The sequence below is a fragment of the Marinobacter alexandrii genome (assembly GCF_005871205.1).
Classification (GTDB): Bacteria; Pseudomonadota; Gammaproteobacteria; order Pseudomonadales; family Oleiphilaceae; genus Marinobacter; species Marinobacter alexandrii.
Map to the genome: position 1 here is coordinate 450,660 of NZ_SWKM01000012.1, position 18,828 is coordinate 469,487.

20 protein-coding genes are annotated in these 18,828 nt (G+C 57.8%); 8 read left to right on the plus strand and 12 right to left on the minus strand.

All coding sequences use genetic code 11. The features are described 5' to 3' along the window. Nucleotides 1–96: 96 nt before the first annotated feature. From FCS96_RS09000 to FCS96_RS09050, 11 genes are all read right to left on the minus strand, one after another. The gene (locus FCS96_RS09000; protein WP_138440019.1) at nt 97–1,095 is read right to left on the minus strand and encodes a porin; all 999 of its coding nucleotides are present in this window, start codon (nt 1,093–1,095) and stop codon (nt 97–99) included. Between the two features lie 95 nt (nt 1,096–1,190). Further along, complete coding sequence (locus FCS96_RS09005; protein WP_138440020.1) at nt 1,191–1,904, minus strand: ABC transporter ATP-binding protein; 714 nt, start codon at nt 1,902–1,904, stop codon at nt 1,191–1,193. Beyond that, nucleotides 1,901–2,668 carry an ABC transporter ATP-binding protein gene (locus tag FCS96_RS09010; RefSeq protein WP_138440021.1) on the minus strand — a complete coding sequence of 256 codons (768 nt, stop codon included), beginning with the start codon at nt 2,666–2,668 and terminating at the stop codon, nt 1,901–1,903. Before FCS96_RS09010 ends, FCS96_RS09005 begins: the two co-directional genes overlap by 4 nt. A gap of 2 nt (nt 2,669–2,670) precedes the next feature. Further along, complete coding sequence (locus FCS96_RS09015) at nt 2,671–3,627, minus strand: branched-chain amino acid ABC transporter permease (protein ID WP_138440022.1); 957 nt, start codon at nt 3,625–3,627, stop codon at nt 2,671–2,673. Nucleotides 3,628–3,640: 13 nt separating this feature from the next. After that, nucleotides 3,641–4,504: a branched-chain amino acid ABC transporter permease gene (locus tag FCS96_RS09020; RefSeq protein WP_138440023.1), complete on the minus strand. Its 864-nt coding sequence runs from the start codon at nt 4,502–4,504 to the stop codon at nt 3,641–3,643. A gap of 98 nt (nt 4,505–4,602) precedes the next feature. After that, nucleotides 4,603–5,778 (minus strand): ABC transporter substrate-binding protein, encoded by a 1,176-nt coding sequence (locus FCS96_RS09025; protein ID WP_138440024.1) that lies wholly within the window; start codon nt 5,776–5,778, stop codon nt 4,603–4,605. A 145-nt stretch (nt 5,779–5,923) separates the two neighbouring features. Continuing rightward, nucleotides 5,924–6,844 (minus strand): methyl-accepting chemotaxis protein, encoded by a 921-nt coding sequence (locus tag FCS96_RS20305; RefSeq protein WP_138440025.1) that lies wholly within the window; start codon nt 6,842–6,844, stop codon nt 5,924–5,926. A gap of 152 nt (nt 6,845–6,996) precedes the next feature. Continuing rightward, entirely contained in the window at nt 6,997–7,785 is a 789-nt protein-coding gene (locus FCS96_RS09035) for an alpha/beta fold hydrolase (protein ID WP_138440026.1), read from the minus strand. Nucleotides 7,786–7,799: 14 nt separating this feature from the next. Beyond that, nucleotides 7,800–9,002 carry a 3-oxoadipyl-CoA thiolase gene (pcaF, locus tag FCS96_RS09040; RefSeq protein ID WP_138440027.1) on the minus strand — a complete coding sequence of 401 codons (1,203 nt, stop codon included), beginning with the start codon at nt 9,000–9,002 and terminating at the stop codon, nt 7,800–7,802. Between the two features lie 8 nt (nt 9,003–9,010). Continuing rightward, nucleotides 9,011–9,799: a CoA-transferase subunit beta gene (locus FCS96_RS09045; RefSeq protein WP_138440028.1), complete on the minus strand. Its 789-nt coding sequence runs from the start codon at nt 9,797–9,799 to the stop codon at nt 9,011–9,013. Further along, a complete protein-coding gene (locus tag FCS96_RS09050; RefSeq protein WP_138440029.1) occupies nt 9,799–10,614 on the minus strand; it encodes a CoA transferase subunit A in 816 nt (271 codons plus the stop codon). The genes FCS96_RS09045 and FCS96_RS09050 overlap by 1 nt, the downstream gene beginning before the upstream one ends. Nucleotides 10,615–10,812: 198 nt before the next feature. Here FCS96_RS09050 and FCS96_RS09055 point away from each other — a divergent pair, with 198 nt between their 5' ends. Beyond that, nucleotides 10,813–11,592 (plus strand): IclR family transcriptional regulator domain-containing protein, encoded by a 780-nt coding sequence (locus FCS96_RS09055; protein WP_138440030.1) that lies wholly within the window; start codon nt 10,813–10,815, stop codon nt 11,590–11,592. Here FCS96_RS09055 and FCS96_RS09060 read toward each other — a convergent pair whose 3' ends face one another. Continuing rightward, a complete protein-coding gene (locus tag FCS96_RS09060) occupies nt 11,593–12,495 on the minus strand; it encodes a LysR family transcriptional regulator (RefSeq protein WP_138440031.1) in 903 nt (300 codons plus the stop codon). A gap of 106 nt (nt 12,496–12,601) precedes the next feature. Between FCS96_RS09060 and FCS96_RS09065 the strand changes: the two genes are divergently transcribed. From FCS96_RS09065 to benD, 7 genes are all read left to right on the plus strand, one after another. After that, the gene (locus tag FCS96_RS09065; RefSeq protein ID WP_138440032.1) at nt 12,602–13,723 is read left to right on the plus strand and encodes a muconate/chloromuconate family cycloisomerase; all 1,122 of its coding nucleotides are present in this window, start codon (nt 12,602–12,604) and stop codon (nt 13,721–13,723) included. A gap of 34 nt (nt 13,724–13,757) precedes the next feature. Beyond that, nucleotides 13,758–14,048, plus strand: coding sequence for a muconolactone Delta-isomerase (catC, locus tag FCS96_RS09070; RefSeq protein ID WP_138440033.1), 291 nt, complete (start codon nt 13,758–13,760; stop codon nt 14,046–14,048). A 69-nt stretch (nt 14,049–14,117) separates the two neighbouring features. Next, nucleotides 14,118–15,059, plus strand: coding sequence for a catechol 1,2-dioxygenase (catA, locus tag FCS96_RS09075; RefSeq protein ID WP_138440034.1), 942 nt, complete (start codon nt 14,118–14,120; stop codon nt 15,057–15,059). A 31-nt stretch (nt 15,060–15,090) separates the two neighbouring features. Then, nucleotides 15,091–16,482 carry a Rieske 2Fe-2S domain-containing protein gene (locus FCS96_RS09080; protein WP_138440035.1) on the plus strand — a complete coding sequence of 464 codons (1,392 nt, stop codon included), beginning with the start codon at nt 15,091–15,093 and terminating at the stop codon, nt 16,480–16,482. Next, nucleotides 16,479–16,970 (plus strand): benzoate 1,2-dioxygenase small subunit, encoded by a 492-nt coding sequence (gene benB, locus FCS96_RS09085; RefSeq protein ID WP_138440036.1) that lies wholly within the window; start codon nt 16,479–16,481, stop codon nt 16,968–16,970. Before FCS96_RS09080 ends, benB begins: the two co-directional genes overlap by 4 nt. A 20-nt stretch (nt 16,971–16,990) precedes the next feature. Continuing rightward, nucleotides 16,991–18,019: a benzoate 1,2-dioxygenase electron transfer component BenC gene (gene benC / locus FCS96_RS09090; protein WP_138440037.1), complete on the plus strand. Its 1,029-nt coding sequence runs from the start codon at nt 16,991–16,993 to the stop codon at nt 18,017–18,019. Continuing rightward, nucleotides 18,016–18,795: a benzoate diol dehydrogenase BenD gene (benD, locus tag FCS96_RS09095; protein ID WP_138440038.1), complete on the plus strand. Its 780-nt coding sequence runs from the start codon at nt 18,016–18,018 to the stop codon at nt 18,793–18,795. The genes benC and benD overlap by 4 nt, the downstream gene beginning before the upstream one ends. Nucleotides 18,796–18,828: the final 33 nt, after the last annotated feature.

The window sequence follows — 18,828 nt, forward strand, 5'->3', positions numbered from 1 at the left end:
ATGGATCGTTCCTGGAACGTATGGAGTACAGGCGCCGGGAAGACGGTCGGCACCTGTGCCCTTTTGCGGTAAGGGTAGCAATTCTGAGTGCTCAGTTCAGAACGAGTATTTTGCCATTACCTCAATCTGCTGTCCCTCCGGGATCAGCGGGCCAAACGCGAGGTTATATTTGCGCCATTCCACCCCGACTTCCAGTTCCGGAATGACATTGTGGACTACGTTCACGCGCGGTGCTTCGTAACGGGTGTCTGCCTGATCATCAACCTCTACGGTGGTGTAGGCAACGTTGGCGCGCCATTGATCGTTCATGACGAAACGGAAACCGGCATTGAAACCTGTCTGGCTGACGGCATCGCCATTCTCGACATCACTTGCCAGGGAGCCCCCTACGCCGACGCCGGTAAAGGCACCCAGGCCCTCACCGTGATGGGCGTTGAGCGTGAGGCTGTGGCGCCCGAGTTTGATTTCTGAACCAACGGCGCCGCCGGCTACGAAATCGCCGTTGGCCACTTCGCGGCCGCTGGCGGTGAGGATCAGTCGGTGGCCGCCGTCGAAGTTCAGGTTGTAGTTAACCGCCAGATCTGGCGTATCTGCGTCGTTATTGACGGGATCCTGGGCGGTTACCCGGAAATTGTTGAACTGATAACTCGCCAGGGTTGTCCGGAAGTTGAGGCCGCCCAGGGTGCCGCGGGGGCCGCCCAGGAAGTCCAGATAATCGTTGTAGGCGACAGCCCAGAATTGGCCGGTCCAGGTCTGACCTACCGTGGCGTTGTCCACCTTGATGAACGCGTGACGGAGTCGCAGGTCATTGTTCTCACCGGGAAAGAGTCCACCGTAAAAATCGCCCTCCACAAACCCCACAATGGTGTGGCCCTGTTTCTGGGTGACGGTCTTAAGATTGATGCGGCTCTGGTTGGCGCGTCCAAAGAACCGGGATTCGCCTTGTTCGGGGTCTTCATAGATGCCTTCGGCCTTCAGATAGCCACCGATGCTGATGCTGGTGCCTTTGTAGGTGCCGAGGTCGAGGGCGAGGGCGGGAGTGGCGCTAAGGGTAGAGGCTACCGCCAGCGCCATGAGTGATTTTTGATAGTTCATTTGCCTTCTCCTTGTTGTTGGGCAATTGAACTATCGGTTATTCAGTGCAGGTCAAATATCCCGAGAATGAACATCGCTATCCATATTCTGTACATTTAAACGCTTAGCGCGGTTTCGACCTTCTCGACGTTGGCATCCAGCTCCTCGCAGCTGCCGTCAAAGTGGACCTTGCCCTTTACCAGCACCACGTGGCGGTCGCAGAGCTTCTTCAGGGCCTTGATGTTTTTGTCCACAACCAGTGTCGAGATGCCGGATTCGCGGATGGTGGCAATGACGTTCCAGATATCCTGTCGGATCAACGGCGCCAGGCCTTCGGTGGCCTCATCAAGGATCATCAGCCGAGGATTGGTGACCAGAGCCCGGCCGATTGCGAGCATCTGCTGCTCACCGCCGGACAACTCCGTGCCGAGGTTCGACAACCGTTCCTGAAGACGGGGGAAAGTGGCCATGACCCGGTCAAAATCCCAGCCGATCCTGCCGCTGCTGTCCGGACGTGCAGCCATCTGCAGGTGCTCGCGGACGGTGAGGTTGTGGAACATGCCCCGGCCTTCCGGTACATAGGCAATATCGCGCCGTATCCGTTTCCAGGTTGGCAGGTTGCTGATGTCCTGGCCGTCGAAATAAACGTGACCACTGCGCGGCGCGACGATACCCAGAAGGGACTTAAGCGTGGTGGTCTTGCCCATGCCATTACGCCCCATCAGGCTCATGGACTGTCCCTGCTCCAACTTGAAGGACAGGTCATGCAGAATGTGGCTTCGGCCATAAAGGGTGTTCAGATTCTTTACTTCCAGAAGGCAGTTGCTCATGCGGCTTCCTCCTCATCTTCTTTCCCAAGGTAGGCCTCTTTAACCTGAGGTTCATTGCGCACTTCGTCCACGGTACCGGTGATCAGGTGGGTGCCATTGTCAAGCACGGTCAGCTGGTCCGAGAGTTCAAAAATGGCATCCATGTCGTGCTCTACCAGGACAATGCTGTAGCTCTGCTTGAGTTCGTTCAGTAGCTCGATGATGCGTTGGGATTCTTCGTGGCCCATGCCTGCCATGGGCTCGTCAAGGAGCAGGATGCAGGGGTCGGTCGCCAGCACCATGGCCAGCTCCAGCTGTCGCTGCTCCCCGTAGGAAATCTCCGCGGCGACCGTGTTGATGCGACTGTCGAGACCAACCTGGCGCAGTGCTTTTTCGGCAGCGTCCCGTACCAACGTGTTGGAATGGCGTGACGCAAACAGATTAAAGCTTCCGGTGAAGCGGCGCTGGGCCGCGACGGCGCAGTTTTCCAGGCAGGTAACATCGGCGTAGATATTGGTTTTCTGAAAACTGCGGCCAATGCCCCGGCGCACAAACTTCCAGGGCTTCATGCCCTCAATCTGATCGCCTTTATGGAAGATGCAGCCACTGGTTGGCTTCAGGGTTCCGCACAGCATGTTCAGCAGCGTACTCTTGCCGGCGCCATTGGGGCCGACTACACCGTGCAGTTGCCGGTCCCGGAACTGCAGTGAAATGTCGTTCAGTGCCTTAATGCCGCCCCAGTGTTTGCTGAGGGATTCGGTTTCCAGAATGATGTCGTTGGCCATGATCATTTCTCCAGCAGCTTTTCGAGGTAACCGGCCAGGCCTTTGCGCAGCAGCAGGACCATCAGGATGATGGCGCCGCCCATGAGCAGCATCCAGTCTTCGCTCAGATGCTCAAAGGAGTACTGCAGACCCTCGTAGGTGATGGTGCCAAGGATGGCGCCATAAATGGTGCCCATACCGCCGAGGATCGACATCACCAGTGCCGTGCCGGACATTTCCCAGGTCATGAATTGCGGGTTTACGTAGCCGTACTGCAGGGCGAACAGCAAGCCGGCGTAGGCGGCCAGGGTGCTGCCAATGATGTAACTGATCAGGCGGAACGCGAAGATGTTGTAGCCCAGGGCTTCAGTGCGCTCCGGGTTCAGGCGGCTGGCTTCGACAATGCGGCCAAAGCGCGAACGCAGGGTGATTTTGATTGCCAAGAGGGTGACCAGTACGGCCAGTAGCGACAGGTAATAGAAGTGCGTTGGGTTATCCAGGTTCAGGAAGTTCAGGCCAAAGATGCTGGTCTCTGGCTTCATGAAGATGAACAGGCCGTCATTGCCCCCGAACTCCAGGGAGTCGAAGAAGAAGTAGTAGGCCATCTGCGATATCGCGAGGGTAATCATGATGAAGTAGATGCCGGAGGTGCGCAGCACGACTACGCCGACAACCAGGGCAATCAAGGCGCTGATTGCCAGGATGTAGACGGCATAAACCCAGAAATTAACTGCCTCGTACTCCGGAGTGAGAATCACAAACAGATACCCACCCAGTCCGTAAAAGAGGGCGTGCCCAAGGGTCACCAGGCCGACACGGCCTACCAGGAAATCCAGGGACATCACGAACACCGCCAGAATCAGGATGGTGGTGGCCTTTCCGACGAAGAACGAGTTGTCCTCCAGGAACAGGGGGATGCAGAGGGCGATTAGAAAGAAGATCGCGAGGAAAATACGCTCGGTGCGTTTCTCGAAAATCATGTTCGGCTCCCGCTTACTTGGCGAACAGGCCCTGGGGCTTCACCAGCAGCACCAGGATCATAAAGATGTAAATAATCATGTTGGACATGCTGGGCATCAACACCGCTGCAAAGGTACTGATAACGCCAACGAGCAGAGCACCCACAAAGGCACCTTTAATCGAACCCATGCCGCCGATGACGACCACCACGAAGCAGGTGATCAGCACGCTTTCGCCCATACCCGGCACGATGGAACGCATCGGTGCGGCGATAATGCCGGACACCGCGGCCAGCATGACGCCAATGGCAAACACGATGGTGTAGAGGCTCTTGATGTTGACGCCCAAGGCTTCGACCATTTCCCGGTTGGACTCCCCGGCTCGGATCAGCATGCCCAGACGGGTTTTACTGACAACGAAATAGAGCGCGGCGGCGATAGCGATGCAGATCAGTGCCGCAAAAATGCGGTAGATCGGGTAGCTGGAGTTGTCGGTGAAGGGGACCGAACCGCCAAGGGTGTCTGGAACGGCAACGCCGTAAGGGTCGTTACCCCAGAGAATGCTTTGCAGGGAATTGAAGACGAAGATCATGCCGATGGTCAGCAGCACCTGATCCAGGTGATTGCGATTGTACAATCGCTGTATCAGCACCCGCTCGATCAGAATGCCCAGGCCTAGCGCAATCACCGCCGACAGTAGCGCCGATAGCGTAAAGCTGCCGGTAATAGAGACGAAGTACCACACCAGGTACGCGCCGACCATGTACATGGAACCATGGGCCAGATTGAGAATGCCCATCACGCCGAACACAAGGGTCAGGCCGGAGGCGATCAGAAACAGCAGCAACCCGTACTGGATACCATTAACGAGTTGCACGAAGATAAGTTCGGTAGACATAGTGATACCCAACGGTTTTACGGATAAGTCAGTTCAGGTACGGGTAGGTAACTTCGGGTTGGCCCCCGGCTATTGCCGGAGGCTTTCGGAGCCGGTGCTCAGAGTTTGCAACCACGAGCCGGGTCTTCCAACGCTGCTGCGGCGACACTCTGCACCACGTTCACACCATCTTTCACTTCCCGCAGGTAGATGTTCTGAATCGGGTTGTGGGCCCGGGAGAAGGTAAACTCCCCGCGCGGACTATCGATGGTCAGCTTTTCCATGGTGCTGATAACGGCTTTTTTATCGGAAATGTCACCGTTGAGCTCGCCGATGGTGTTGGCAATGGCTTGACCAGCGTCATAGCCCTGCACGGCATAGATGTCCGGGTAGTGGCCGTATTCAGTGTTAAAGGCCTCACGAAATGCCTGGTTTTTGGGAACATCCAGCTGTTCCGCGTAGTGCAGGCCAGTCATGACGCCCTCAGCTGCTTCGCCCTGTGCTTGCAGTGTGCCCTCGGTGAGGAAGCCTGAACCCAACAGGGGGATCTTGCCGCGCAGGCCCATGGCGTCATAATCTTTCACAAACTTGATGGCGCCGCCGCCGGCAAAGAAGGTGAATACCGCGTCCGGGTTTTCATCGGCGATATCACTGACATGGGACTGAAAATTGGTGGAGGGGAAGGGCAGTAGAACCTTTTCGACGATTTCGCCGCCACCGGCTTCGAATGACTCAGCGAAAGCGTCCAGGCTCTCGCGACCCATGCCGTAGTTCCAGCTAATTGCATAGACCTTCTTATAGCCCTTCTCCAGCGCCACTTTTCCCATGGGGTAAGACGGCTGCCAGGAAGAGAATGAGGTGCGGAATACGTTGGGCGAGCAAAGTGGCCCGGTTGCTGCGGCGGAGCCGGCGTTGGGGATGATCATGATGGTGTCTTTACCGCGCAGCATCTTGATCATGCCCATGGCAACGCCGGAGTGAACCGGACCGATCACGAAGTCAGCTTCGTGTTGGTTTAACAGGGAAGACGCCAGCTCCGGTGCCCGGGATGGTTTGGCTTCGGTGTCCAGTTCGATGTATTCGATTTTGGTGCCATGCAACTGCTCAGCGTGTTCTTTAAGTGCCAGCTTCAGGCCATCGCGGCCGGCTTCGCCCAGCTGTGCGTAAATGCCACTGAACGGCAACATTAAACCAACTTTTACCGTTTCACCGGCGGCCGCCACAGTTGTGGTAGAGAGTCCGGCGGTAAGGGTAGTTGCCAGTACTGCACCGGCAAGCGTTTTGATCCTGCTCATTTCGACACCTCAGATTGTTGTTGTGCGGTACTGCCATTAGAGGCGTCAAAGCGGTGCAGAAATATCCATTTTCTGCACACCCGTGTCCCCTGTATGCACGCCTGCACGGGGAGAACCAGAACCAAAGAAAGTCAGGATGATGGTGTTACCGCGACAGGTCCGCATACACCCGACTGGTCAGATCCTTCTGGATCTGAAGTCGGTCAGTAATGCCCTGTACAACCTGCATGCGTGCCACGGCGCCACTTTGGATTGCCTCCATGGCGCGCAGCGCGTCACCGGATTGCTCCAGGCAGTGGTTGCAGGACTTGGCAATCCGGTCCATGCCCTCGCCGGCATCGGTGGCTGTGGTATTCAGATTGTCGGCTATGGCGCGAATGTCCTCGCTGGATTGGTTTGCCCGCAAAGACAGGTTGCGGACTTCGTCGGCAACCACCGCAAACCCGCGACCATGTTCGCCGGCGCGAGCGGCCTCGATTGAGGCATTGAGCGCCAGCAGATTCGTCTGTTTGGCGATGTCCTGTATTTTGGCAACGATGTCGGCGATTTCTTCCGACTGTTTTCCCAGTTCGTTGAACACCGTGTCGATGCGTTTCATGTAGCTTGCCAATTCACGGATGGCGGCTTCTGAGCCACTGATGCAGGCGTGGCTCTCGGTCACTTTCGCCCCGGATGCCTTTGCCAGTTTGCCGGCCTCGGTCATTTCGGCCAGGATCGTGTCGACGTTGGCTCGCAAGTCATCAAGGTGTGCCATGAGTTCCGGGTCCGGTTCGGACGCCTGTACTGGCTGCTCAGGAGGAAGTGATTCAGGTGTGGGGTCTGGCAGTTGCGGTTCGGCAGGAACCTCGACATAGCGGGTTTCAGTGACTGTGATCGGGTACCTCAGGTAGCAAATCCAGGACAGGCCGGCGAATGCCAGGGCGACTGAGGCGAGCACAGTCTCCTTTGCAGAATCGGCGCCGAGCAGAAGAGTCACAGTGGCACTAAAGACGCCAGCGAGTGCGATCAATGCAAAGTACTTGTTGGGACGGGATGGCTCGGAGGCCAGGGTGGCGGTGTTGGCCATGGTTTGGGTTCCATCGGACTAGGGTTGTTTCTGCAACAAGAAACTAAGGGCTGTGAGCCCCTGAGCCTATCCGTAGGCTGCAAACCATTATCCGTATTGTGAACACCGGCTACCAAACAGACTGGCTCATGCCAGTCTGTTTGCAGGAACGATCAAACGCAGTGTTGTAGCAGCAGATTACAGAACTGGTCGGGGCACTCTACGGAGGGCACGTGGCCTATTCCATCCAGAATAACCGGCACCTTGCCATCACAGTGTTCGCCCAGCGTCTTTAGCGTGTCCGGCGGTGTTGCTACATCGTCGCTACCGCCAAGCAGCAGGATCGGGAGCTTGTGTCCGGCCAACCGGCCACGAAAGTCGCAGCGTCCGAGCATTTCACACAACAGTCCGTAACTGCGCCCGTCACCCCGTCCCATAATGACCTGCCAGCCACCCAGCAGGGCCGGTTCGGCATCGCACGCCGCCTGGCCGAACCAGCGTGGCACTATGTCTGCAGCCATGGCGGCGAGCCCCAGCTTGCCGACGTTGGCAGAGCGCTGGTTCCAGGCTTCGGGGGTGCCAATAACGGCGCCGGTATTGGTCAGTGTCGCGGAAAGCAGTTGGTCCGAGTGCTGGCTGATCAGTTGTTGGCCAATGACGCCTCCGATGGAGGTGCCGGCGAAGTGGAAGGAGGTTGCGCCCGCTTGCTTCACCAACAGCAAGGCCTCGTGCGCCAGGTACTCTGGGGTGATCTCGTCACTGGCTTTCGGCCAGCTGGCACTGGCGCCGTGGCCGGGAAGATCCCAGGTTAGCACCCGGAACCTTTCGAGCAGAGCCGGTAGCATGTCGTCCCAGACCCCCTGAGTCATACCCAGGGGGTGGGCAAGCACCAATAACGGTTTTGCGCTGTCGCCAAGCAGGCGGTAACAGATGGTCCGGCCGTTTTCTTTTAAAAATGCCATGGTCGTTTCCTCGCTCAGACCCGTTCGATGAGTGTAGCAATGCCCTGGCCCACGCCCACACACATGGTGCACAGGGCGTAGCGGCCACCGGTGCGCTGCAACTGGTGGGCCGCAGTCATCAGCAGGCGGGCGCCGGACATGCCCAGCGGGTGGCCCAGGGCGATGGCGCCACCATTGGGGTTAACCCGACTATCGTCGTCGGCAACGCCCAGTTCACGCAATACGGCGAGTCCCTGGGCGGCAAAGGCTTCATTCAGCTCAATAACATCAAGCTCGTCGACCCCGATGCCCTGCTTCTCGAGCAGTTTGCGCACCGCCGGTACCGGGCCAATGCCCATGATGCGCGGCTCAACACCGGCAGTGGCCATTCCGAGGATTTTAGCCATGGGTTTCAGACCCTTGGCCTGAACTGCTGCTTCGCTGGCCACCAGCATGGCTGCCGCACCGTCATTGACCCCGGAAGCATTGCCTGCAGTCACAGTGCCATTGTCCCGGAACGGAGTAGGTAAGGCTGCCAGTTTTTCCAGGCTACTGCTGCGCGGATGCTCATCGGTATCAAACACCAACGGCTCCTGCTTGCGGCGCGGGATGTTCACCGGCACGATTTCCTCGGCGAAGATGCCGTCTTGTTGAGCCCGGGCGGTTTTTTCCTGAGAACGGAAGGCAAACAGGTCCTGGTCTTCCCGCGACACCTGGTACTGCTCGGCGACGTTTTCCGCCGTTTCAGGCATGGAATCAATGCCGTACTGCTGCTTCATCAGAGGATTCACAAAGCGCCACCCAATAGTGGTGTCCTCAATCTTCTGGCCCCGTGAAAAACCGGAGTCAGCCTTGCCCATGACATAGGGCGCGCGGGACATGGATTCCACGCCACCGGCCAGTACCAGCTCCATTTCGCCGGCACGAATCGCCCGGAACGCGGTGCCGACGGCGTCCATGCCGGAACCACACAATCTGTTAAGGGTGGTGCCTGGTACTGACGTCGGTAAGCCGGCCAGCAGGGCCGACATCCGAGCGATGTTGCGGTTGTCTTCGCCAGCCTGGTTGGCGCTGCCCATTATGACTTCGTCGATCGCGGTCGGGTCCAGGTCTGGCGCCTGGTCCAGTACGGCCTTGAAAATATGAGCCGCGAGATCATCGGGGCGCACGCTGGCCAGGGTTCCGCCAAAGCGGCCAATGGCGGAACGGCGGGGATGACAGAGAAATACGTCAGTCATGGTGAACCTCACTGTTGGCCCGATTGAGTTGAAGCGTGATGGGCGTGAGTGCGCGCTTTCAGATCACGTAAAATCTCAAGCTCTTTGGCAGACGGCTCCGGTGTGGTCTCCAGCTGATCCGCAAAGCGGATCTCCCAGCCGGTGGCTTCGATCACGTCTTCCCGGGTCACGTTCGGGTGCAGCGACGTGACCACCAGTTCTTTGGTGTCCGGGTCTGGCTTGAGAATGCACAGATCGGTAATCACCACTGTGGGGCCACGACCAATATTAGGGACATTATCCCGTGCGGTGCCGTCGCGGCCGAAACCAACGGTGGTCACGAAGTCCACGTCCTTCACGAAGGTGCGTTTGGAGTGCTTCACGGTAATGAAGACTTCCTTCGCGTTGGTGGCGATTTCCGGGGCACCACCGCCACCGGGCAGGCGCACTTTTGGCTCCCGGTAATCACCGATCAGAGTTGTGTTCAGGTTGGCGAAGCGGTCAATCTGGGCGGTGCCCAGGAAGCCGACGCTGATATGGCCGCCCTGGAGCCAGTAACGGAACATTTCTGGAACGCCGACCGTGGTCAACGCCGATTCGCACAGCTCACCATCACCGATGGACAGTGGCAGTACGTCCGGTTTGGTCTGCAGGGTGCCGGACTCGTAGATCAGGGTCACATCGGGGGCGTGAGTCAGCCGTGCCAGGTTGGCAGCCTCGCTGGGCAGACCGATGCCGACGAAACAGGTCATGTCGTTGGTCAGTGCGCGAGCGGCAGTGACGCTCATCATTTCCGAAGAGGTAAATTCAAGGCTCATCACGCAGCTCCTTTTTCAAATACGTTGTCTTGCAGCCAGCTCTGGAAGGTGTCCCGGTCCCGGGCGATGCCGTCCCACTCTTTGTAGAAAGCGTTGTCGCGGTCGTAATAGCCCAGCGCATAGGAGGGACTTGCGCCTTTCGGGGCCTCAGCAATGGCCGTAACTGCCCAGGACGGCAACACACAGGCGTTCACGGAAGCGCCCAGATCGTCCACCACCTCCTCAACGGTGACGATGCTGCGCTTGGCGGCCAGAACCACTTCTTTCTGGATACCCACAATGCCTTCGATCAGTACGTTACCTTTGCGGTCGGCCCGCTGGGCATGAATCACGGCAACGTCCGGGCGTACCGATGGCACGGCGGCCAGGCGCTCTCCGGTGAACGGGCACTCGATGAACTTGATCTGGTCATTCACCTTTGGCAAGTCGCTGCCGACATAGCCGCGCAGCACCGCCATTGGCAGGCCGGCAGCACCGGCTTCATAGGCGCAGGCCATGGCAGCGTGACTGTGTTCCAGAATTTCCAGCTTGTTGGGCCAGCTCTTCTCAACGGCATCCCGCAGGCGGTGCAGCGAGCCGACGCCCGGGTTGCCCCCCCAGGAGAAGATCAGCTTCTTGGCGCAGCCGGCCCCAATCATCTGGTCGTACACCAGGTCTGGGGTCATTCGGATTAGGGTCAGGTCACGTTTTTCCTGGCGGATAATTTCGTGGCCCGCGGCGAACGGGATCAAGTGGGTAAAGCCTTCCATCGCTACGGTGTCACCGTTGGTGATGTGTTTGCTCACCGCATCCCGGAGAGAGAGGAATTCAGCCATTGCAGTGTCTCCATCGTGTTTCGGTTGATAAGTTCGATATACGAACATATGTTTAATATGCGAACATCATGGAGGAATTTGATTTGTACCGTCAAGTACAAAATTTCACCAGCTTGATAGGGTGCACTAATGTTCGGAGTGCGAACGAGCTGGTACCATGCGCTGACCCTGGCTTTCAGGGGCGCTTAAGGAGCTGGAATGGACGAGAAGATTCTCAAACCCGGAGACCGGGATTACGTGGGTGCGTTGGCTTCCGGGCTGGAAATACTCCAGGCCTTCGACGCTGAGCACCCACGCATGACCCTGAGCGAAGTCGCGGCGCGAACAGATATGGACCGGGCCAAGGCGCGGCGTTTCCTGCTGACACTGCATGCGCTCGGGTTTGTAAAACGGTCTGGTCGTCAGTTCGAGCTCACGCCCAGGGTGTTGCAGTTGGGTTACGCCTACCAGGCGTCGAATCAGTATCGGGCGGTGATTCAGCAGTATCTGGAGGACGTCACCGCCGAGCTGGGGGAGTCTTCATCGCTGGCGGTGCTGGATGGCGACGAGGTGGTCTATGTCGTCCGTTCGGCTGCGCGGCACCGACTCATGGCGATCACGCTATCAGTCGGTACGCGATTGCCGGCGGCATACACCTCAATGGGTCGGGTGCTTCTGGGCCAATTGCCGGACTCAGAGTTGAATGCTTTCCTCGGTCGAGTTCAGCTGTCTGCACTAACGCCTTCCTCAGTAACCTCGGTAAACGCCTTACGAACTGAGATCCAGAGGGTGCGCGAGCAGGGGTATTCCGTGGTTGATCAGGAGCTGGACCAGGGCCTTCGGTCGGTGGCGGTGCCGGTCTTTGCTGGCAGTGGTGAACTATTGGGAGCGATCAACGTCAGTACCAACGCGGGCAGGGTGGGTATGGATACCCTATTGGGCCTGTACCTCCCACGGCTCCAGGCCGTTGCCGAGCAGATCAGGCAGGCAGCCCGCTGATCACGGGTAGCGCCCGGTCAAACGATTTTGTACCAGTTCATCCAGGATCGTGTTGGCCAGGCGCATGACCGCATTCGGGTTTTCCCCTCGCCGGCGAGAGGCAATCACCGGGGTGGTGATGTTGGGATCTTCCAGCGGTGTAAAGTCCACGCCTTCACGGTTAAGTTTACGAACCTGCTCAGGCACCAGAGTGAATCCCATCTCGGAGGCCACCAGTGATAACGCCGTTTGCAGGTCGTTCACATGTTGGCTGACATGCACCTTCAACCCACGCCGGTGGAACAGGCCCTGAGTGATATCGGCAAAGTTGGGCCCCGGCCCTGAAGGAAAAACCACCATCGGCCAGTGGGATAAGTCCTTCATGGAAGGTGGTTTGCGGGTCAGCTCATGTCCGGTTGGGATGGCGGCAATGATGGGCTCGTCAAAAAGCAGTTCCTGCTCCACATCCGGATCGTCAATACTGACTCTTCCAAAGCCGATATCGATCTTGCCAGTTTTCAGGGCTTCGACCTGCTCGCGGGTTTTCAACTCGTGCAGGACAATCTCCAGATTTTTGTTTCGCCGTAGTCTCCGCACCATCAACGGCAGTTGGCCATAGAAAACCGACGGCACGAAGCCGATAGAGAAAATGGTCTTGCGATGCTGGGCAATGCGTCGGGTGTCTTCCACCGTTGCTGCAACCTTGTCCAGAATCTGCCGGGCCTGCTCCAGGAAAAACTCACCGCCGCTGGTCAACTCCAGCCCCCGGGGTTTGCGGATGAATAATTCGACCCCAATTTCCTCTTCAAGTTGTTTCATGGCGCGGGTCAGTGGCGGTTGTGCAATGAACAGTTTTTCCGCCGCCCGGGTCAGATTGCCTTCCTCCCCCACTGCCACGAAGTACCGCAAGTGTCTTAGCTCCATCCATACCTCCAGGGTATCGGTTGCTACTTAATCAATATTGGTTCACATCCGTGGAACTTCGTATTGTTCGAATCACAGGCTTTTCAACTTGCGATCCGGAGATCCCATGTCCGCAACCATCCAATCCATAGAGGCAGTATTGGTCGATATCCCGACCATCCGCCCCCATAAGCTTTCCATGACAACCATGGGGGTTCAGAGCATGGTGATCGTGCGGATGAAAGACTCCAATGGGCTTGAGGGCCTGGGTGAGGCCACCACCATCGGTGGCCTGGCTTACGGCGCAGAGAGCCCCGAAAGCGTGAAACTTACCATTGACACTTATTTCGGTCCGCAACTGATTGGCCAGTCCGCTGAAAACATCAATACCCTGAGGGTAATGTTAAACCGCTCTACCCGTGGTAACAACCTGGCGCGGTCAGCCATTGAAACAGCGTTGCTGGACCTTCAGGGCAAGCGCCTGAATCGTTCCGTTGCCGATCTTCTTGGCGGAGCGGTCCACCGGCACATTCCGGTGCTGTGGACACTGGCCAGTGGCGATACCGCCAAAGATATTGAGGAAGCCCGCGGCCTCATCGAAACCCGTCGGCATTGTGACTTCAAACTCAAGATCGGTTCCCGCCGTCTGATGGACGATGTCCGTCACGTGGCGGCAATCAAGGAAGCCGTCGGCGAGTCGGCCAGTGTTCGTGTTGATGTTAATCAGGCCTGGGACGAAGCCACTGCCGCGAAAGGTATGGCTGAACTTCAGGCTGCCGGCATCGATCTGGTCGAACAGCCCACCCCAATGAAGGACTACGCCGCGCTGGTGCGTCTGTCCAACAAATTCCACCTGCCGATTCTTGCGGACGAAGCCGTAGCGGATGCTAAGGATATGTACGCCCTGGCCGCAGCCGGCTTTAGTGGCGCTGTTGCCATGAAGATCGCCAAGGCCGGTGGGCCGATGCGGGCGCTCGAGCAGGCTTCCGTTGCCCAGGCTGCCGGTATCGGCTTGTACGGCGGCACCCTGCTGGAAGGCACGATCGGCTCCGTGGCCTCGCTGCACGCCTGGTCCACCCTGGAAACCCTGCACTGGGGGACTGAAATGTTCGGTCCCTTGTTGATGAAGGACGACATCGTAGTCAAGCCCTTGAGCTTTCACGACCACGGTGTGGATCTACCCGAGGGCCCAGGCCTGGGTATCGAGCTTGATGAAGACAAGTTGACCTATTACCGCCGGCAAGCCTGAGGCGCCGGAAGAAATCGAGAACGGAGGAAAGCACATGCTGTTTAAAGTCGAGATGAAGGTGAACATTCCCCACGACATGCCGGCAGAAGTCGCGGCCGACATCAAGGCCCGGGAAAAAACCTACGCTCAAGGCCTGCAAGAGCAGGGCAAGTGGCGGCACCTCTGGCGGGTGGCAGGCAGCTACGCCAACGTCAGCATATTTGATGTGGAAGACAACGCGGAATTGCAGGAGCTGATCAGCAATCTGCCGCTGTTTCCCTACATGGATATCACTGTCGCGCCCCTGTGCCGGCACCCGTCGTCCATTCATCAGGACGATCGTTAAATCCAACGCCCCGTTGCTAACCGATGAGCTGATCAAAGCAACAACAACAAGAGAATTGGGAGACCAACAATGACCGTTAAAACTATGCAAACCGCGGAAGTTAAGGAACTGCTGGAAAAAGTAGCCGGCTTCAACAAGGACGGTGGCGATGAGCGAATGAAGAAAATCGTTCACCGCGTCATGCACGACATTTTTCAGATCGTGGAAGATTTTGATGTCACGCCCGAAGAATTCTGGAGTGCCGTCTACTACGTTGGCGAACTGGGTGCCAATGGCGAAGTGGCCTTGCTGGCACCGGGTTTGGGTATGGACCGTTACCTGGACATCCGTCAGGACGCCGAAGACGAGCAGGCCGGCCTGACTGGTGGCACCCCCCGTACCATTGAAGGCCCATTGTATGTGGCCGGAGCCCCCTTGAGTGAAGGCTTTGACCGAATGGACGACGGCTCCGACACCGAGGCTGAAGTGGTCCTGATCAAGGGCCAGATCACCGACGAAAACGGCACGCCTCTGGCCGATGCTATTGTCGATATCTGGCACGCCGATACCAAGGGTGCTTACTCCTACTTCGATCAGTCCCAGAGCGAGTACAACCTGCGCCGCCGCATCAAGACCGATGCTGAGGGCCGTTACGCCGCCCAGAGCATCATGCCGTCCGGATACGGCTGCCCACCCGAGGGTTCAACCCAGCAACTGCTGAACCACCTGGGCCGCCATGGCCAGCGTCCTGCGCACATTCATTACTTCGTGTCCAAGCCGGGTTACAAGCATCTGACTACCCAGATCAACATTGCCGGTGACGAGTACACCTTCGATGACTTTGCCTTTGCCACCCGCGAAGAACTGGTGGTTGAAGCCAAGCGTGTTGAACAGTCCGAAGACGGCGCCCGCCATGGCGTTACCGGACCGATTACCGAAGTGGAGTTCAACGTTGCGTTGGTAGCCACGGACAAGCCCGAGCTTCAAGAGCGCCACGCACGTCGTCGCGCCCTGGAAGCCGACGTCGCCTGAGCGCCACCAAGAACAAGACGGAGTGAACGACATGACCAGTAAACTCGAAAAACTCGCAGACAAGGTTCGTAACGCAGTTGTTGCCGACCCTGAAACCGGTCGCTACCAGTGCGACCGGGGCATATTTACCGACCAGGAGCTGTTTGACCTGGAGATGAAGTACATCTTCGAAGGCAACTGGGTATACCTGGCCCATGAGAGCCAGATCCCGGAGCCGGGTGATTACTTTACCGTGACCGTGGGTCGCCAGCCGGTGATCATCACCCGCACCAAGGACGGCGAGCTCAAAGCCATTCTTAATACCTGCTCCCATAGGGGCGCGACCCTGTGCCGCAAGAAGCGCGGTAACAAGACCTCCTTTACCTGCCCATTCCACGGCTGGACTTTCCGCAACGACGGTCAGCTATTGAAGGCCAAGGATCAAAAGAAGGGCGGTTACCCGGAGCAGTTCAATACCGACGGCTCCCACGATCTGAAGCAGATGCCCAAGTTTGGCAACTACCGTGGTTTCCTGTTCGGCAGTCTCAATGCCGACGTAGTGCCGCTCGAAGAGCATCTGGGTGAAACCACCAAAATCATCGACAACATCGTTGATCAGTCCGAAGACGGCCTGGAAGTCCTGCGGGGCAGCTCAACCTACACCTACGAAGGCAACTGGAAGCTGACTGCGGAAAACGGTGCCGATGGCTACCACGTCGGCACGGTGCACTGGAATTACCTGTCGACCATGGGCCAGCGCAACTACGACAAGGGTGGCACCGAAGCTGTTGATGCCAAGAGCTGGTCAGCCGAGGGCGGGTTCTACTCGTTCGAGAACGGCCACATGATGCTCTGGACCCGGCTGCTGAATCCGGAAGTGCGTCCGATTTTCAGTCAGTTGGAGCGCCTTCAGAAAACCTACGGTGAGGCCCGTGCTGACTCCATTGTCCGCACCACCAAGAACCTGTGCCTGTACCCGAACGTTTACCTGATGGACCAGTTCTCCACCCAGATTCGGGTGACCCGTCCAATTGGTGTCAACAAGACCGAAGTAACCATCTATGGTTTTGGTCCGAAGAACGAACCGGCCGATTTGCGCGCCAAGCGCATCCGCCAGTACGAGGATTTTTTCAATGTGACTGGCATGGGTACTCCGGACGACCTCGAGGAATTCCGCGCCTGTCAGAACGGCTATGAAGCCCGGGATATGCGTTGGAATGACATGAGCCGGGGCGCTGCACACTGGATCGACGGCCCTGACGAGCATGCCACCCAGATCGACATGAAGCCGACCATGAGCGGTGCGAGGCCGGACGACGAAGGCCTGTACGTGAATCACCATAAACACTGGCAAGTGGAAATGACCCGTGCCATTGAGGCCGAGCGTGCCCGTTTCATTCCCCTGGCTTCGAGTTCAACAGATTCAGAGGAGGCGTCCGCATGAGCCTGAGCTACCACGATATCGAGCAATTCATCATCCGTGAGGCCCGTTTTCTGGATGATCGCGAGTGGGACAAGTGGCTGGAGTGCTACCACGAAGACGTGACCTACTGGATGCCGGCCTGGGACGATGACGATGAGCTGACCGAGGATCCGCAAAGCGAGATCTCGCTCATCTACTACCCCAACAAGGACGGCCTGGAAGACCGGATCTATCGGATCAAGACCGAGCGTTCCGGCGCCAGCTCCATGCCGGAGCCGCGCACCACGCACTTCACCAGCAACCTGGAAATCCTTTCCCAGAGCGACAGTGAGGTGAAACTGCGGTTCAACTGGTTGACCAAGGCCTATCGCTATAAGCAAACGGCGGAATTCTTCGGAACCTCCTTCTACACCCTGGATATTACCGGTGAGCAGCCCGTAATCCGGGAGAAGAGAATGGTCCTGAACAACGATTGCATCAATCAGGTGCTGGACGTTTATCACCTGTAATTGATGGGGAGAGCATCATCATGAGTTACAACATTGCGCTTAACTTTGAAGACGGCGTGACCCGGTTCGTCTCTTGCAACGAGGGCGAAACGGTCCTGGATGCCGCCTACCGTGCGCAGATCAATCTGCCGATGGACTGTTCTGACGGCGTTTGCGGTACCTGCAAAGGTGCCTGCCACCAGGGCGACTTCGACATGGGCGAGGAATACATTGACGAAGCCTTGTCCGATGAGGAAGCCGACCAGGGTATGGTACTGACCTGCCAGATGGTGCCCTCCAGTGATTGTGTGGTGGAGGTGCCCGTTGCCTCCACCATGTGCAAGACCGGTAATGCCGAAGTGACCGGAACGGTGGCGGAGGTGAACCTGATCTCGCCTACGTCGATCGAACTCAAGATCACTGCGGACCACGACATAGCATTCCTCCCCGGGCAGTACGTGAACATCCAGGTGCCGGGCACCGAGGAAACCCGTGCCTACTCCTTCAGCTCCAAACCTGGCAGCCGGGACCTGAGCTTCCTGATCCGCAACGTGCCGGGTGGTCTGATGAGCTCATGGCTAGTGGGTAAGGCGCGTACAGGGGACAAGGTGACGCTGACAGGGCCTATGGGCAGTTTTTACCTGCGTCCGGTTGAGCGGTCGATCCTGATGCTGGCGGGCGGCACCGGCCTGGCGCCCATGTTGGCGAAACTGGAGTACCTGAAGGTCCATGGTTGTGATCAGCCAACGCATCTGGTGTATGGCGTCAGCAATGACGACGACCTGGTGTGCCTGGATATCCTGGATAGCTTTGCCGCGGAGCTGGACAACTTCAGTTACGTCACGGTGGTGTCCGGAGAGGACAGTAATCACCCCCGCAAGGGCTATGTCACCGAGCACATGGACGAGGCGCCGCTCAATGATGGCGATGTCGATGTCTATCTGTGTGGGCCACCCCCGATGGTGGATTCCGTGCTCGGGTTCTTCCGCAAGAAGGGCATCGATCCGAATTCGTTCCACTATGAGAAATTCACGCCCAGTGCACCCGCGGCCAAGGAGAAAGTCGCATGAAAGCCCGCTTCACCGACAAGGTCATGGTGATTACTGGCGCCGCCCAGGGCATTGGCAAGCGAGTCGCTGAGCTGGCGGCCGCCGAAGGCGCCCGACTGGTGCTGGTTGATATTGCAGATTATGTGCAGGGTGTTGCGGCCGAGCTACGTGACCAGGGTGCTGATGCTGTGGCGGTCTTGGCTAACCTGGAAACCTGGGCTGGCGCTGAAGCTGTGATGGCGGAAGCGCAAAAACAGTTCGGACGCATCGATATCCTGGTCAACAATGTCGGCGGTACGATCTGGGCGCAGCCTTTCGAGCACTACACGCCTGAGCAGATTGAAAAGGAAATCCAGCGCTCGCTGTTCACCACCTTGTGGAGTTGTCGCGCTGTCTTACCTTACATGCTGAAGCAAAACGGTGGCGTAATTGTGAACGTGTCATCGGTGGCAACCCGGGGCCTCATGCGAGTGCCTTATGGTGCCGCCAAGGGCGGTGTGAATGCCATGACCGTGAATATGGCGTACGAGTATGCCTCTCACAATATCCGCGTGAATGCGGCGGCGCCCGGCGGTACCGAGGCACCCCCACGGCTGACGCCGCGCAATGCCAAGGAGCAAAGCGAACAGGAAAAGGCCTGGTACCAGTCGCTGATAGACCAGACCACGGAACACAGCTTCATGCATCGCTATGGAACCCTGGACGAACAGGCCGAACCTATCCTGTTCCTCGCATCGGACGCGTCATCCTACATGACCGGAACCATCCTGCCGGTGGCGGGCGGAGATCTGGGTTAAGCAACCATAAAACTCCGCACAATAACAAAAGCG